The organism is Arthrobacter sp. R4 (assembly GCF_051365025.1).
In the GTDB taxonomy this organism is placed as follows: Bacteria; Actinomycetota; Actinomycetes; order Actinomycetales; family Micrococcaceae; genus Arthrobacter.
The window spans coordinates 1-16274 of record NZ_JBLWIJ010000052.1 but is presented as its reverse complement, the minus strand read 5'-3'; the positions used below and the strand labels follow the sequence as shown (position 1 = coordinate 16274).

Sequence of the window (16274 nt, the reverse complement as noted above, 5' to 3'; positions counted from 1 at the left end):
AGGGAAATAAATCCTCGCCGGGACATGCCCGAAACAAGCGGGGTGTTCTTATTCATGACGATTCCTTCGCAATAGCTGAGGGTTGAAGAGCCGGCGCACCAACTCGTTGCAACGCATCCCGGCACAGCCGGGAAGGGATGTGATTAGCCACACATATCCCATAAGGAAGAGTACACAAGTTTCCCATTTACTCAAGTACTAACTTTGGTCAGCTTTGGTTGCATCGCTACCGATTTGCCTCGGCGGGGCCTGAGTACGCCCGGCCTGTCATGAGGCGGATGAGACTGTGTTCCAGTGGAGCCGACGAGAGACCAGCGCACATCTGCAAGAGCAAACTTATGTTTGGGGCGTCCCTGTGCAGCCTAGGCAGAGCTTCGCCCCTGCGCTCACGGCCGCTACACGGAGGGACGCTTTTGGCCCGCTCTTGAGAACCTCACACTGTAAGCGTCGAAGTCAATCAGCCGGCGTGACCCTGTCTCCCGATCCATTGATCCAGAACAGACCAGCCGCTGGCTCGGCCTCGGATACAGTCCCTGAGTAGACGACCGCAGTGCCCCGTACTGCCTGCACAAAATCGCCTGGGCAAAGATGGCGGAAATCGTATAACCGCGTGGACCGGCCGCCTGATGACTTAATTGGAGAAGGCCGGCGAATGGTTTTCGTTCGCTATGGACAAATTCACTGTGACGCTGAGGTGTAGTCGATCGCGCATTTCTTGCCCAAGCTCGCTGAACGAAGGATTGCAAGGCTTATGGCGAGGGTGTTCATGGCGTCCACTCCATCGACTATCGGGCGGGAACCGCCGTGAATGGAGGACTTGAAGGCTGCAAGCGTGATGTCGTAGGTATGACGTCGGTCTGCCACAGGTATCTCTCGCCGACCGCTGCCATTAGTCATGACGACTGTTCCCGTAGGTTCAGGCGTCATGACGTCGTAACCGGTCACCGTTCCCTTATCCCCGCTCACTTCAATATAGGAAGCGCTGTACGGCAAGGTGAAAGAATCCTGGAAGTCGACGAGGACCTCGTCTTCATATTGAATGGAAGCGCTGGCCGCGTCTTCGGCCTGTGCCTTCCAGTCCCCCTGATGCGCCGTTGTAGCCATCACATGCAGTGGCTTTGTCGTCAGCAGCTGATTGACTACGGACGCGTTGTGACAGGACAGGTCCATGACCACTCCTGCACCCGGCTCCCCTGCGAGACGCCACTTCCGCAGCCGCTCGGGCAGGAGAGTCGAATGTCTGACGCTGACCGAAAGAGGGCGGCCGATAGAACCGGACTGCAGTAGACGACGTATGGTCTGATGGGTTCCTGCGGCGGGAAGGTGGTGGTTCACGGCCAGCACGACGCCAGCAGCTTGGCAGGCAGCAATCATAGACCGGGCATCACTAAGCGATGTGGCAAGAGGCTTTTCGCACAGCACGTGCTTCCCCGCCGCGGCAGCTGCAATGGTTTGCTCCGCGTGACGATCGTTTTTGCTGGAAATGTAGACGGCATCTATGAGGGGATCCTCAAGTAGCTCGTCCAGTCCCTGGCAATAGCGCGGGATGCCGTTTCGGTGCGCGAAGGCGTTACCGTGTTCCGGGGCCCCGCTGGCAACCGCGAGAATCCCGTCACCTACGCGGTCGATGGCGGGGATCATCCGGGTTTCGGCTATGTCGCTGGCGCCGATGAGCCCCCAACGCAAGGCGTCATGGCCTCCCATTTTGCGTCCTTTCGTAGTTCATTTTTTTGCGGTGCGTGACGAGGACCGGCCGGTCTACCTGGCTGACCCAATCGGCTGACAACCAACCGCAACCAGTGACCAGCGCAACCAGGCCACCCGCGAGCATCAATGTCCCCTGCGCTTGGAAGCAGACAGCAACGCCTGCAAGCGCAAGACCGGCCATCAGATAACGAAGGATTTTCAGGGCATCGAAGGCTGAGTGAATGTTCCTCTGGGCTCTTCCCCCGGGGCGGGCATTTGTCGTGAGTCGTTTCATCCGTGCACCGAGGCCTGGTTACGTATGTCGTGGCTAGTTTGAGGGGAAGTTGTAGGAGGCGCCGGAGGCGTGGGTGGGTTCGGGCCAGCGGGAGGTGATGACCTTGCCGCGGGTGTAGAAGGACACGCCTTCGGGGCCGTAGATGTGCTTGTCGCCGAAGAGGGAGGCTTTCCAGCCGCCGAAGGAGTGGTAGGCCACGGGGACGGGCAGGGGCACGTTGATCCCGATCATGCCGACGGTGACGGATCGCTGGAACTTGCGGGCGGAGGCGCCGGAGGAGGTGAAGATGGCGGTGCCGTTGCCGTAGGGGTTGGCGTTGATGAGCGTGATGCCGTCCTCGAGGGTGTCGACCCGGACCACCACGAGGACAGGTCCGAAGATTTCCTCGGTGTAGGCGGTCATTTCGGTTTTGACGTGGTCGATCACGGTGGGGCCGACCCAGAAACCGTCTTCGTGGCCGGGAACCACGAGGTCGCGGCCGTCAACCACCATGGCCGCGCCGGCGGCTTCGGCTTCCGTGACGATCCTGACGATGCGGTCCTTGGACGCCGGAGTGATGACAGGACCCATCTCGGCGTCGGGGGCGGTGCCGTTGTTGACCTTGACGGCGAGGGCGCGCTCTTCGACCTTCTTGACGATCAGGTCCGCGGCGTCTGCGACGGCGACGGCAACGGAGATGGCCATGCACCGCTCCCCGGCGGAACCGAAGGCGGCTGCTGCGAGGTGGTCGGCTGCGTTGTCCAGGTCCGCGTCCGGCATGACGATGGCGTGGTTCTTCGCCCCGCCCAGGGCCTGGACGCGCTTGCCGTGCCTGGTGGCGGTTTCGTGGACGTACTGTGCGATCGGCGTGGAGCCGACGAAGGAGATGCCGTCCACGTCAGGGTGGGTCAGGAGCCCGTCAACGGTTTCCTTGTCGCCGTGCAGGACCTGGAACACGCCATCGGGCAGACCGGCGTCCTTCCACAGCTTGGCCAGGAGCATGGAGGCCGAGGGGTCGCGCTCGGAGGGCTTGAGGATGAAGGCGTTGCCGGTGGCGATCGCCATCGGGGCCATCCACAGCGGCACCATCACAGGGAAGTTGAACGGGGTAATCCCGGCCACCACGCCGAGGGGCTCGCGGAAGTTGAACACGTCGATGCCGGTGGACACCTGGTCCGAGTAGTCACCCTTGACCAGCGTGGGGATGCCGCAGGCGTATTCGATGACTTCCAGGCCGCGTCCGATCTCGCCCTTGGCGTCGGAGAGGACCTTGCCGTGCTCGGCGGTGATCAGCTGGGCGAGGTCGTCCACGTGGGCTGCGACGAGTTCGCGGAACTTGAACAGCACGGCGGTGCGCTTGGCCAGGGAGATGTCGCCCCAGGTGTCGGCGGCTTTCCGGGCGGCGGCAACGGTGGCGTCCAGGTCCGCCCGGTTGGCCAGGCGCAGCTGGGCGGAGACCTGCCCGGTAGCCGGGTTGTAGACGGGCTGCGTGCGGGTACCAGAGCCAGCGTTTACCGTGCCGTTGATGAAGTGGTTGATGACGGTGGTCGTCGTAGTCATTTTTTGGTCTTTCTGGCTAGAGCGCCGGGGGGTGCCGAAAGCACCCCGGATGTTAAGGATCTGGATGAAAGGGTTGGTTCCCCCCGCTCAGGCGGAGCCTGAGAAGGGGCGCAGGAATTAGGCGTAAATGCCCGCGTAAATCTCCTGAATTTGCTGTGCATCAGGGATGACGGGGTTGTTCGCCGGGGAACCGGAAGACAGCGCCTGTTCGGCCATGAGCGGGAGCTTGGATTCCCACGCGTGACGATCAATCCCGAACACTTCCGGGGTGGGAACGTCGAGGTCCGCATTGATGGAGTGAAGTTCTGTCACGAGCGCCGCTGAGGCTTCCTTATCAGATGCAGCTGAAGAAGCGACTCCCAGGGCCCGCGCACATTCGGCATACCGAGCCTCGGCTGCTGTTACAGAGAACTCTGTGACGGCCGGGAACAGCATGGCGTTGGCCAGGCCGTGTGCCACATGGAAGTGAGCACCTATGGGCCTGCTCATGCCATGAACCAGAGCGACGCTGGAGTTGGAAAAGGCGATGCCTGCTTGTGTCGCCGCCAGCATCATGGCTTCCCGGGCTGCCTGATCGGAACCGTCTTTGTAGACTTTTCTCAGGTTCGTCCCGATAGTCCTAATGGCCGACAATGCGAAAGCATCCGAGAAGGGATTGGCCTTCTTGCTCACGAAGGCTTCAATGGCGTGGGTCAAAGCATCGATGCCCGTGTCAGCAGTCAACCGAGGTGGCATAGACAAAGTAAGTGTGTGGTCGATGATGGCAGCCGCGGGCAGGAATGCTATGCCGGCGCACAGCATTTTTTCGCTCGTCTCCGAGTCGCTGATGATCGTAAATTGCGTGGCTTCAGAGCCGCTCCCTGCGGTCGTGGGAATTGCCACTACCGGAAGCGCGGGCCCAATGTTGTTCCTCGGCGCCTTGTAGTCGCGCATCTCGCCGCCTTGCCGGCTCAAGATGCCAAGTGCTTTGGCTGTATCTATGGCGCTTCCACCGCCGAGGCCGATGATGATATCCGCGCTATGTTCTTTAACAGCGGCCACGCCCGCCCGCAAAGAGTCGGTCGTGGGATCAGGCACCGTTCCTGAGAATACCGCCGCTTCCAGCCCGCTCTTGTGCAGTGCCCCTGTAATGATCTCAACGAGGCCAGAAGTGACCATAAAAGCATCGGTAACAATCAGAGGACGCTTTCCGCCGAGGTCCTTGACCAAGGTCCCCGTCTCGTCGACGGCGCCCCCGCCGGCACGCATAAGACGGGGAAGAGCGATGCTGGCAACCATGAAACACCTTTGTTTTGTTTCGCCGCGACAAGCGGACTTCGAATAAGAAACTCCACCAAGCGTGGCATGGCATTCATGCCCAGACAATGCCTAAAAAGGCACTCGCCTGTGCAAATCTGCACGATAGGATAAACGAATGCTGATCTCTGCTGATGACCTGCGGTTTTTCCTGGAAGTATCCCGAACGGGCAGACTGGTCGCCGCCGCACGGGGCTTGGGAGTTGATCACACGACGGTAGGCCGACGGATCACGCAGCTGGAAAAGGCCAGTGGTGCGCGACTGTTCGTGCGGGCCCCTGGAGGGTGGGAGCTCACCGAGGCCGGAGAACGCCTCGCCGTGCACGCCGAGGCCGTTGAATCATCGTTGCTTGCTGCAGCCGAGGAGCTGGGTTCCTCGCCAGGGCGGTTGTCTGGCACTTTGCGGATTGCAACCCCTGACGGGTTTGGAGCGTTTGTTATCAGCCCTGGGCTGGGAAATCTGCGAAGAAGGTACCCGGACCTGAATGTGGAGATAGTTACCGCAACCCGCCTGAACCTGCTGGCGTCAAAGGAATTCGATGTGGGTATCTCACTGGCAAGACCGACGATCCGTGGAGTGGAGGCCTCCGAACTTGCCGAGTATCCGTTAGGACTCTATGCAAGCACACAGTACCTGCAGCGATGCGGGCCAATATCCGATGTAGATGAGCTCGTTCATCATTCCCTCATCGGCTACGTTGATTCTCTCTTGGATATCCCGGCACTTCGTTTCTTGGACGCAGCACTTCCTGGTGTCCGCCCAGGCATCCAGACGAACAACATCACGGGGCAGTGGATGGCTGCAGCCGCAGGGCTTGGCGTTGCCGTACTTCCGTCTTTTATTGCTGAGCCTGACCGCCGCCTTGTCCGAATCCTCGAGGGCTCGGTGTCCATAAAGCGCAAGTATTGGCTGGCTGTTCCTCGGGAGCTGCAACGGCTGGCCCGGATCCGCGCTGCCCAAGAGGCTCTAAGGGAGTTGGTTATCGCCCACCCGTATCTGGAGCCCGTCCCTGGTGTCCCTGGTGGCACTCCGCAATAGTTGCAGTCTTCTCTACTATGCGGTGCCGGCGACAACAACTTCGTGCTCTGAATGAGTAAGAGCCGACGTGCCATCGATGATTATCGTTGCTCCGCTCCAAGGCTGGTATGAACGCAAGAAGGGCTCTTCTTCTGCATCCCACTCTTGCCGGAGAAGCCTTTCAGCCTCCGCGTCGCCATCGCGTTGGACGAGCCTGTCTGCCGCCGTATAGGGGTCCGAGTGTACCCATATGGACGCGTCAAGCCATGGCTGCAGCTCCGGCCGTGAAGCACCCGTTCCCTCTACAACCACAAGGCCCAACCCCGCTGGCACCTTGATTGACCCGGCCCTGTCCTTGCTTACCCAGCCCGGCGGCCGGTAATAGACTTCTTCGCCCTGCCAGACGGGCTTCAGGACGCCATCAATCATCAGTGCCTGCCAGCCGAAGAAGGAATGGTACCAGGCAACGTCATCGGTGTGGACGACCGTAGAGCGGGGAATGTGTTGTTGAAGACGTGAGGCAAGATGGGTCTTTCCGGCTCCGCCGCGGCCATCGATGGCAATGACTTTGGGCCTGCCCGTCGGCGCTTCCGCTGGCAGGAAAAGCCGGGTGACGAGCGCTTGTAGCGGCATAACTTCCCATGGCCGCTGAAGGTTTTCTGTACCTGCCGCCAAGCTTTTCCTCCACGTGGTCGTGCTTCTGGTTGAGCTGACTTTGTAAACCCTAATGGTTGCCCCTGCGGTGTAACGTCCCTGCAATCGTCAGGAAGTGTTGCCGATACAACGGGTGTGTAGATTCAAAGCAGAATCTATTGGTTGCTCACGGGAGCACCCCGAGAGGACTCTGTGGATCAGAACTACATGTTCAAAGGACCGGAGCGGCGTGCCTTGTGCGGATCCGCCGCCGTTGCTGCCGGAAGCTTTGCGGGAGCTCTTGCGTGTCTGGTCGCTTCCTCCGCTCTACTCCTGACGATCCGCCCCAGCTACACGGACGTCCCGGTGCTCTTCGCCCTAGGCATCCTGGCGGTGGCTGCACTACTGTTCTTGTCGATTGCTGCCTGCAGCCTCTCGGAGGCCGGAGTGCCAGGGTCGAAAGCTGGCGAGCTCCCGGGAATCTTAAGACCGCCCGGCGCAGAACCTACAGTGGTGCTATCCAGACTTCATAGCCCTCGGAACGAAGGATCATCCTGCGCGTGTAGGGACCGTGGGCGGCGATCCAAAGTATTGCGCCGTCATCTGTGACATCCTCTACGACTCCCTGTTGTCGGGGTCGGTCCTCATGCCGCACCTGCACATAACTGCCTTTCGCCGAAATCCAGTCGTGTTGGATTCGCAGGTTTCGGTCCTGGGCCGTGAGTTCTTCAGTGACTTTTTCAAAGATCATGATGTCGTTCCTGTAGTTCTGGACCGAGGTTGTATCCACCCTGACGGGAAATGAGAACCCGACGAGGGGGCTGCGGTCAGCTAACGATCGATCGCCGCCGAGCTCATTTTTCCAAAGACATCCTGCGGGCAGCCTGGATCGTGCTGAAGAGGCTTCCCGTAGGAAGCATGGTGTCCGTCCAAGGTGGCGGCAAGTCGGGCGGATCGTTTCGCTGAGACGATTGTTGCTGGCCGCGGCCGCCGAATGCTTGAAGTACCCGGGCAAAAAACCCACGCGCGGGGTCCTGGCCCGTAGTGCCACTTTCTGCGTTGATACGTGTCACGTCATTTCTCCTTCGTGGTCTTGCCGCGGACTGGTAATCACTGATCAGGTGCTGAAGCTTCTTGGAGGCTGCGTTCAGCACTGGCCGCTTCGTGGGCGGTCAAGGCTGTGCCTTGATAGGGGTGCAGATTGATATAGAAGCTGTGAAGGTCATCGACGGTGCCGAGGATGTCACCCGTGAAGGCGTCTCGAATTTCCATACCTGACGCGAGTTGCTCGGAACGCACGGTTCCTGACAGCTCCTGGTGAGTGAAGTTGAGAACGGTGAGCGCGATTGCCTCCGAGGGGAGTCGATGGACCATCACCAGCAGACCGGGGTGGGAAACATCGGGAACGTCGATGAGCGCCCCCTTATCTATCCCCAATTCCTTTCTTACCGCCAGGACCCTTGAAAGCTTCCGGGCGAAGGATGCATCGTTCTTGAGTTGCTCGGGGAGCGTTCCGTAGAGGCTCCTGCCTTTAGGAATGCCCGAGGTTGATTCAGTGGCGCCCGCATTGATGCCCATCAGGTCATGAGCTCCGCGGTTGATCCACCTGGTGTCGCCGGCAGCTATGAGGGGCCGAACCTCTGAGCGCTCCAAGGTGACTATGCCGCAGAGGTCCCAGCCGGAAAGGGCAAAAACGCCCGGCTGCAGCGCGTTGTACATGGAAAGAAGGATGTGGACGTCCCGAATCCGTTCCCCGTCGTCCTCGGAGATAGCCGAGAGGTCGGTTATGCCCAGGCTGGCGGTAATCACGCTGGCAGTAGTGCAGGCAATCCCGTTGGTGGTGAAGGTGAGGTTATACGGGGCAGACTCCCCGGTGATTCCCTCCCGCAGATCATCTTGGATCCTGGCTGCCAGCTCCGCGCCTGTCAGTTCGCCTCCGAAGATCTGAAATGAATTGTCCTTATGCTTCGTCGTGAAATGGACCAACTCATAGGTGAGTTCGTCATGATTTTGAAGTCCGTGAACGAGCGAAGCCTGGTCTACGCCGAGTTCCATGGCCAGCCGGAGGGTTAGGCGCAGGAATTCTGTGTCCGATGTGACCAGCGCATGATGGTAGGCCGGCCGTGTGACGAAATCGTAGGACAAGTCCGGTCCTGTCTGGGAGGTGGACTTGATGTCATCGATGGTGAGGTTCAGCTCCTGGAAGGTGAAACCCCCGACCTTGCGCACCATGCTTGCCAGGAGCTGGTTGGCAGCCTCCGACAACGGGTGACCTTCTGACCACCCGGGCCTTTGATCGGCACTTTTTTCAACTCCGAGGAAGCCGTTCGCGTCCAGGCGCAAGGCACCGGTGCCCAAATCGACAAGTGAATGCAGGGCGTCGCCCATGACGAGGCGCATTCCTGAGAAGGTGGGATCCAGCCAGTTGATGGAAGGCTGGCCAGCCGTGAAGTAATGAAGGTAGACCCACCGACGGAGCTTGCCCGTGGTATCGACTACTGGTTTGGTGGCGCTCCAGTTTGTCTCCTTAATGCCCGGCTCGTAGAAGATGACGCGCTGAAGCGCTCCGATGATGTAACCGGCATCCTGGAGTGCGCGCTCGTCATCGATGCTGATGTTCACCGAGTCGTGGCCCTCGGGAACGTCAGGCAGCAGGTGCCAGTCTTCCTCCGGGATGTCAATCATGTGATAGATACCCGGGTAGTCCCGATAGTTCATTTCAGCCAGACGGAAATCTGCGCCCTTACCGGTGTGACCCGGAACGATGTCGTCAATAATCGTGGCACCATGTTCGACGGCAGCTTTGCACATGGCCCGGAACTCTTCCTCGTTGCCGAAGATTGGGTCGATACCCATGCTGATGCGATCAAAGTGGCCGTCAACACTAGGGGTGTAGTCCCAGCCAGAGAGCCCTCCTGCACGCTTAACCGGTCCGGTATGCAAGGCCTCTATGCCGATTTCCTGGAAAGCGTCCCACAGATCGCTTTGGGCCAGCGCCGACAAGAACGACTGGCCGCTTCCTGTGATGTACGAGAGCGGGTAGGCGGTAAACCAGACAGAGGCGCGTTCCAGCGCGGTTCGCGGGTCCGGATGGGCGTAAGGGTTCTGCCACATGCTCGCCTGTCCTGACAGCTGCCGTGCCAAAGCATCCGCGTCCCCCAGCATGGACTGGTTCCGGAGCCACTCAACGTAGACACTGTTCCGGCCATCGGGATCGAAGGGCGGCTTGCCTTCTGATATCGACTGGCGACGGCGTGCGGCTGGCCGCAACGGCCGTGGCCTGGCCGGGTAAAACTGTTCGTCGTACGTAATCTCCGGAACTGCGACGGCGTCCTTGTCTTCAGGAGCCGTGGCCGTGTAGTCCTCGTTCTCCGCAGCTGCTTTTGCGGCCATTCCGCCTCCTTTATGATCAACTGCACCGGGAGCGTATCCCGACGTGTCCTTGAGAGCTCCAGAGCTGGTGGACTTTGCGGATCCACCAACCGGGTCTTTCAGAGGGTGCTCGTCACCCGGCAAGCAGGTTCACGGGAGTCCCGGCGGAGCCGCCGACGGCGGCCACCGCCGGGACGAAGCTTCTAGGAGGCCCAGGTGGGACGGGCCCCGGCGAGCCGAGCAGCCCGGATGTCCCCTGAGCGGGCATGCCCTTCAAAGTTCTCGGCTCGTGCGGCGCGACCCAAAAGTTCGCCCAGTTCTGCGCTTGCAGCTTCGTTGGTAATTTCCTGGTAGGTGACTGTCTTCAGGTATTTGCCGACCCACAGCCCGCCTGTGTAGCGCGCTGCTTTCCGTGTGGGCAGGACGTGGTTGGTGCCGATTACCTTGTCGCCGTAGGAAACGCAGGTGTTTTCACCAAGGAACAGGGCGCCGTAGTTCACCAGCTTCGCAAGTGCCTCGCGTGGTTCACGTGTCAGGACCTGAACGTGCTCACTGGCGAATTCGTCTGATACCGCGTAAGCCTCCGTCAGGTCGTCCACACGGATGATTTGGCCATGATCACGCCATGCTGCTTCGGCTACTGCCCGGGTAGACAATCCAATAAGCTGCTGGTCAACTTCCTCCAGGACTCGCCGTCCGACCTCCTCGGAAGTCGTGACCAGGATGGCGGGTGAGTCGGGGCCGTGTTCGGCCTGGCTGATGAGGTCCACAGCGATCAGGAACGGATCTGCTGATTCATCGGCGATGATGAGCACCTCGGTTGGGCCAGCAAAGAGGTCGATGCCAACTTCGCCGAAAAGCTGGCGTTTTGCTTCTGCAACGTAGGCGTTACCGGGCCCTGCCAGGAAGTCCACAGGGGCAATCGTTTCGGTTCCGACCGCCAGGGCGGCTACTGCCTGGACACCTCCAAGAAGGTAGATTTCGTCTGCACCGGCAAAGTGCATAGCGGCGATCGAGGCGTCTGGCACAACTCCGCCGGCGGCAGGTGTGGCGGCAGCGACCCGCCGAACTCCAGCAACCTTTGCCGTCACGATGGTCATGTGCGCCGATGCGAGCAACGGGTACCGGCCTCCGGGCACATAGGCGCCAACGGCGTCAATCGGGATGTTCTTCTGCCCCAGAATGACACCAGGCTCGACTTCTGATTCGAAATCCTTCAAGGACGCGAGCTGCAATTGGGCAAAGCATTCCACATTGTGCTGGACCGTCTTGATGTCCGTCACTGTCTGCTCGGGAAGGCGGGCGATAGCTGCCTGGATCTCATCTTGGGAGAGGAGGAAGGACTCCGGGGACCAGGAATCGAACTTTTCGGAGTAGGCGCGGACGGCTTCATCGCCCCTGGCCCGTACGTCAGCAATGACGCCCTCAACGGTCTCGCGGACACCGGCGGTGGAAGTTGGTTCGGAGACCGTGACTTCTGCGTTTTTCAGGAAAGTGCGCAATGGATTTCTCTTTCGTTTGTGGAGCCAAAGCGCGGAAGTGCGTGTGCTCCATGTCTCAGAAACGACTTAACCATAGCATTCTGCCCCTCATCCGACCATAGTCTCTAAGGTTTCCTTATGTTTAGGGCTCTTCACAGCTTCACAGCTAACACTTATGCTAAAGCCAAGTTCTAAAAGCTTTAGTTATGTTGCGGCGCAATTGAGTGCCGCGGATCTACAGATGGTTGGGTGAAGCAGCATGGAATCAGTAAGTTCTCCGCGTGTCCGCCGGGAGACTGACCTTCTGGGTGCCCGTGAGGTGCCCGGGGATGCCTATTGGGGAGTCCACACGCTGAGGGCGAAGGAAAACTTTCGCCTAGCGGGTGATTCAGTCGGAAGCGTTGCCGGCCTGGTCCCTGCCCTCGCTGCAGTGAAACAGGCCAGTGCCGAGGCCAACGTTGCTCTCGGGTTGCTGGCCCCGGAAGTGGGCGACGCTATCGTCGTCGCCTGCGAGCAACTTCGCTCCGGCCAGCACTCTGACCAATTCCCGGTTTCTCTGATTCAGGGAGGCGCTGGAACATCGACGAACATGAATGCAAACGAGGTGATAGCCAACCTTGCATTGGAGCACCTGGGCCACCCCAAAGGCGAATACCAGGTGGTTAGCCCTACTGATCACGTCAATCTTGGCCAATCCACGAACGACGTATACCCGACCGCACTGAAAGTTGCCGCCATTGCCGGCTGCAGCCGCCTTAGCAGGGCTTTGGAGCACTTCTGCCGTGCGTGTGAAGCGAAGGCCAGTGAGTTTGACCATATCGTCAAGATGGGCCGCACTCAGCTGCAGGACGCGGTGCCGATGACACTCGGGCAAGAGTTTAGGAGTTATGCCGTAACTATCCGCGAGGATGTTGAGCGGCTGAAAGAAGCAGCCGCCCACCTGCATGAGATCAATCTTGGTGCCACAGCCATTGGCACCGGACTGAATACGCATCCTGAGTTCTCGGCCGCTGTTCGGGAGAGGCTTGAGTGCATTACCGGCTTTCCCGTCCTCATCAGTCCCGATCTTGTCGAGGCGACACAGGATTGCGGGGTATTCGTTCTCCTCTCGGCCACCATCAAAAGGGCGGCTGTAAAACTGTCTAAAATCAGCAGCGATCTGAGACTCCTCTCCTCCGGGCCGCGGGCGGGCCTTAATGAGATCAACCTGCCGCCCAGACAAGCGGGCTCCAGCATCATGCCAGGGAAGGTGAACCCGGTGATCCCTGAACTGGTCAATCAGGTTGCCTTCGAAATCATTGGATTTGATGTCACCGTCTCCCTTGCCGCCGAGTCGGGACAACTGCAGCTCAACCCATTCGAGCCCATCATCGCAGCATGCATTTTCCGCAGCATTGATCACCTGTCTGAGGCTTCAATCACCCTTGCGGACTACTGCATCGCCGGAATCAGTGCCAACGAGACGACATTGGAAGATCATGTGGCTCGCAGCATCGGCATTGTTACAGCGCTCAGCCCCTATCTCGGGTATCAGGAATCAGGGAGAATCGCGGCAGAGGCGCTGCGGACAGGGACGCCCGTCGTGGACCTTGTATTGGAGCAGAATTTGCTCGAGCGAGACCTTCTGGAGCTCGTTCTCAAGCCGCAATCCATTGCTGCGGGAGGCTATGGAAGGATGGCACCGCTCACGGAGCATAGTCAGCGGACCATCGGCATCGACGAATAGGCATTAGCCAACTCTTACTTTGAAACTCCGCAGGGCAGTTCTCTAAGATTTTCTTGGCTAGCTATAGGATTGACTTATGACTCTGGCCCAATTAGAAGCTTTTGTCGCTGCAGCGACCGGACAGACGTTTACTGCAGCTGCGGTCACACTTGGCATGACTCAGCCCGCAGTATCTGACTTGATCCGTCGGCTGGAAACTGAATTCGGCACTTCGCTTTTCAACAGGAGCGGTCGATCACTGGTACTGACGGCGGCCGGTGAGCAGCTGCTTCCCTACGCTGAACAGACAGTATTTTCGGCGAAGCAGGGAACCGAAGCGGTCAACGCTCTTCTTTCTCTGGGGGGAGGGACAGCTACCTTTGGCCTGCTCCGCAACGCTGAGTTTTACATCCGACAGGATCTTGCAAAACGCTTCCGTCAAAAGCATCCCGATGTGCGTATCCGGCTCGTGGGCCAAAACAGTGCTGAAACCGTTAGTGATGTCGTCAACGGCCATCTGGAAGCAGGTCTAGTGACCCTACCTGTCGACGATGACAGACTTGACGTCCTGCCCTTGGCACGCGATGAAGTCGTTTATGTAAGTGCAAGCCCGGAGAGGGCGAAGACCCCGCCGAGCATCAAGGCCATCTGCAGCACCTCGCTCATCCTCTATGACGCCCACTATGCGCAAACGGACCCGGCCCGTAAGCAGCTATCCGCCAGGGCACAACTTGAGGGACTTTCGCTGAATGCCAGCATCGAGGTGGAATATCTCTCCGCTGCACTCTCGCTGGCGGCCGACGGCTTCGGTGACACCATTGCCTGCCGGGCAGCTATCGAGTCTGAGGTGCTGCCCCGCGGGTTGCACACTGTGTCGCTCGCGGAACCGATGTACGACACGCTCGCTCTCATCAAGCGCCATGGTCAGCTCCTGTCACCTGCCACAAAGGAAATGGCGAGACTGGCGCATGCCGCGCTGATAGATCATCAGACCTCAGATCATGGAACGGCCGCAATACTCGACGGCGGACACGATATCGAGGCATTCCTGGAAGAGGCACGCTGAGCCCCCGAGTGCCAGATTTTTCGAGGGCGAGGCGCAAAGTGCGCAGAAGTTGACGGCTTACCTTGGGGCTTCTGTTTGTCAGTCCTGCCCGCACTGCTCAACCCAGAAAAGGCATCCGGGGTAGTAATGGCGGACGCGGCCAAGGATGGCTGCCGCAGCGGGTCATTCCACCGACAACAGCTCAAGACCCGCTGGTGAAAAAAAGACTGTGGCCCCGTCCAGGAAAGGACGGGGCCACAGTCATTCTCGACTCACGCAGGGTGCTAGCGTCCGGCGAGGGAGCCGGCTACGCCTCCAACGCTGAAATATTTGTTCAAGAACACAAAAATGATTGTTGGCGGAAGCATCATGATGACCGCAACGGCCATCACGGAGCCCCAGTCCGTTGAATACTGCTGGAAGAACGTCTGGACACCGATCGGAAGCGTGAAAGTGCCAGCTGACCGAAGGAAGATCGAGGCTATCAGGTAGTCATTCCATGAAATAAGGAATGTGAAAATCGCCGTGGAAAGGACACCAGGGAGGGAGTTTCGCAGCACGATGTGCCAGAAACTTCCGAACACGGAGGCACCATCGATCCAGGCAGCTTCCTCCAAGCTGCCCGGTATCCCGTCCATGTAGGAAGCCATCATCCAAGTGGCGACAGACATAGAAGTCCCGACGTACAGGATAGTGATGCCGACCAGGTTGTCCGCCAAACCGATGCCACTGAAAAGAATGAACAACGGAATCACGGATGTAATCACTGGCAGGGACTGAATGACGAACAACAGCAGTGAGTACCCTTCAACCAGCCGACTCCGTCCCCGTGAGAGGACATAGCCTGCCGGCGCGGCCACGCACACTGACACGACAACTGTGGCGAGCGTTACCTGCAAGCTGTTCAGCAGCCAGGCGAGAACCTGGGTCTCCGTTGCCACGGAGATGAAGTTGTCCAGTGTCAATCCTCCGGTGCCGTTGTTGGCGCGCAGGGAGAGGATGACGGTTCCCATGATGGGAATAAGGGCCAACAGGGCAATGACGAGGAGGACCGAGAATCGTTTCCACTTGCCCTTCTCAGCTGGATCAAGATTCTTGCCGGGCAGAGCTGTTGCCGCCCGGGCTGCGTTGAGAGCGGTCATTCGATTGTCGACTTTCGAATCTGGCGGAAGAGTACCGTTGCGATAGTGGCCAAGGTGATAGTCATGATGAAGGCAATGGCAACACCTGGGCCTGTCTGGAAGTTCTGGAATACTGTCCGATACGCCAGGACTACCAGTGTGCTTGTTGAACCGACGGGGCCGCCGTGAGTGAGCAGCCAGATCGCCGGGAATTCGTTGACGCAGAAGATGGTCATTAGTACCCACGAGATGTAGGTCGGCTTGGCGATAATCGGAAGCGTCATGTGCAGAAATTGTTGGCGAGGAGTGGCGCCGTCAATTTTCGCGGCTTCGTAGACGCTTTCGTCAACAGAAGTCAGCGCCGCGCTCATCATCAGCATCATGAATGGAAAGTTCAACCAAACGATGAAGAGGCAGACAGTGACTTGAGCCAGGAATGGATCGGAAAGGAACCTCTGGTCCCCCAACCCGAGGGAACGCATTAAAGTCGGTACGGGACTGGTATCTGTTGCCAAAAGCCAATTCCATGAAGTCGCTGAGACCACGACGGGAACAACCCATGGCAGCAACAGCAGTGTCTTCAGCAGGCCCCGGCCAGGAATCCTCTTCTGCAGGAGCAACGCCAACCCCAGACCGGCCGTCCAACTGCCGAAGACGCCCACGACCGTGAAAGTGACGGTGAAACCGGCAGCCTGCCAGAAGGTTTCGCTGGCGAGGACCTTCGCGAAATTGTCCAGCCCGACAAACTCCCCGGCGTGAATCAAGGAGCCGTCATGAACGCTTTGGAAGGTTGCATAGGCAATCGGGTACGCATTTGTCAGCAACAGGATGATTACAGAAGGAGCGATCAGAATGGCAAAGGTTGACCGCGACTGGCCCGGGACACGTTCACGCGGTTTGCGCGATTTCCGCCCTCGCGCTTTCTTTGGTGGCGGCGTAGGCTCTGCTTTCACCCGCTTGGCGGGTGTGTGGATAAGTGATGAGGAGCTCATGATATGACTGACTTGATTTCGTTTTGGAGTTTGGTCAGGGCGGTTTTTGCGTCGGTTTTGGCGCCCAGGAGTGTCTGACAGAAGTCACCCA

At 59.1% G+C, this 16274-nt stretch carries 12 protein-coding genes; 3 read left to right on the top strand and 9 right to left on the bottom strand.

The features are described from left to right. Window positions 1-678 precede the first annotated feature (678 nt). From ACLKOZ_RS22285 to ACLKOZ_RS22275, 3 genes are all read right to left on the bottom strand, one after another. Window positions 679-1704, bottom strand: coding sequence for a Gfo/Idh/MocA family protein (locus tag ACLKOZ_RS22285; RefSeq protein ID WP_436478433.1), 1026 nt, complete (start codon window positions 1702-1704; stop codon window positions 679-681). A 310-nt stretch (window positions 1705-2014) separates the two neighbouring features. Beyond that, the gene (locus ACLKOZ_RS22280) at window positions 2015-3520 is read right to left on the bottom strand and encodes a CoA-acylating methylmalonate-semialdehyde dehydrogenase (protein ID WP_436478432.1); all 1506 of its coding nucleotides are present in this window, start codon (window positions 3518-3520) and stop codon (window positions 2015-2017) included. 117 nt (window positions 3521-3637) lie between these two features. Continuing rightward, on the bottom strand, window positions 3638-4798 hold the full coding sequence (locus ACLKOZ_RS22275) for an iron-containing alcohol dehydrogenase (RefSeq protein ID WP_436478431.1): 1161 nt from the start codon (window positions 4796-4798) through the stop codon (window positions 3638-3640). Between the two features lie 136 nt (window positions 4799-4934). Between ACLKOZ_RS22275 and ACLKOZ_RS22270 the strand changes: the two genes are divergently transcribed. Then, window positions 4935-5855, top strand: a complete 921-nt coding sequence (locus ACLKOZ_RS22270; protein ID WP_436478429.1) for a LysR family transcriptional regulator — start codon at window positions 4935-4937, stop codon at window positions 5853-5855. Between the two features lie 15 nt (window positions 5856-5870). Here ACLKOZ_RS22270 and ACLKOZ_RS22265 read toward each other — a convergent pair whose 3' ends face one another. The 4 genes from ACLKOZ_RS22265 to hisD all read right to left on the bottom strand — a co-directional run bounded on the left by ACLKOZ_RS22265 (window position 5871) and on the right by hisD (window position 11341). Then, window positions 5871-6467 carry a uridine kinase family protein gene (locus ACLKOZ_RS22265; protein WP_436478427.1) on the bottom strand — a complete coding sequence of 199 codons (597 nt, stop codon included), beginning with the start codon at window positions 6465-6467 and terminating at the stop codon, window positions 5871-5873. A gap of 505 nt (window positions 6468-6972) precedes the next feature. Further along, window positions 6973-7218 (bottom strand): hypothetical protein, encoded by a 246-nt coding sequence (locus ACLKOZ_RS22260; protein ID WP_436478425.1) that lies wholly within the window; start codon window positions 7216-7218, stop codon window positions 6973-6975. 359 nt (window positions 7219-7577) lie between these two features. Then, window positions 7578-9860, bottom strand: a complete 2283-nt coding sequence (treS, locus tag ACLKOZ_RS22255) for a maltose alpha-D-glucosyltransferase (protein WP_436478424.1) — start codon at window positions 9858-9860, stop codon at window positions 7578-7580. Window positions 9861-10042: 182 nt separating this feature from the next. Then, window positions 10043-11341, bottom strand: coding sequence for a histidinol dehydrogenase (gene hisD / locus ACLKOZ_RS22250; RefSeq protein WP_436478422.1), 1299 nt, complete (start codon window positions 11339-11341; stop codon window positions 10043-10045). A 238-nt stretch (window positions 11342-11579) separates the two neighbouring features. On the opposite strand from hisD, the gene ACLKOZ_RS22245 reads away from it, so the two are divergent. Further along, window positions 11580-13046 carry an aspartate ammonia-lyase gene (locus ACLKOZ_RS22245; RefSeq protein WP_436478420.1) on the top strand — a complete coding sequence of 489 codons (1467 nt, stop codon included), beginning with the start codon at window positions 11580-11582 and terminating at the stop codon, window positions 13044-13046. Window positions 13047-13122: 76 nt separating this feature from the next. Next, complete coding sequence (locus ACLKOZ_RS22240; RefSeq protein WP_436478418.1) at window positions 13123-14091, top strand: LysR family transcriptional regulator; 969 nt, start codon at window positions 13123-13125, stop codon at window positions 14089-14091. A gap of 263 nt (window positions 14092-14354) precedes the next feature. Here ACLKOZ_RS22240 and ACLKOZ_RS22235 read toward each other — a convergent pair whose 3' ends face one another. Further along, window positions 14355-15212 (bottom strand): carbohydrate ABC transporter permease, encoded by an 858-nt coding sequence (locus ACLKOZ_RS22235; protein WP_436478416.1) that lies wholly within the window; start codon window positions 15210-15212, stop codon window positions 14355-14357. Continuing rightward, entirely contained in the window at window positions 15209-16183 is a 975-nt protein-coding gene (locus ACLKOZ_RS22230; protein ID WP_436478415.1) for a carbohydrate ABC transporter permease, read from the bottom strand. Before ACLKOZ_RS22230 ends, ACLKOZ_RS22235 begins: the two co-directional genes overlap by 4 nt. Window positions 16184-16274: the final 91 nt, after the last annotated feature.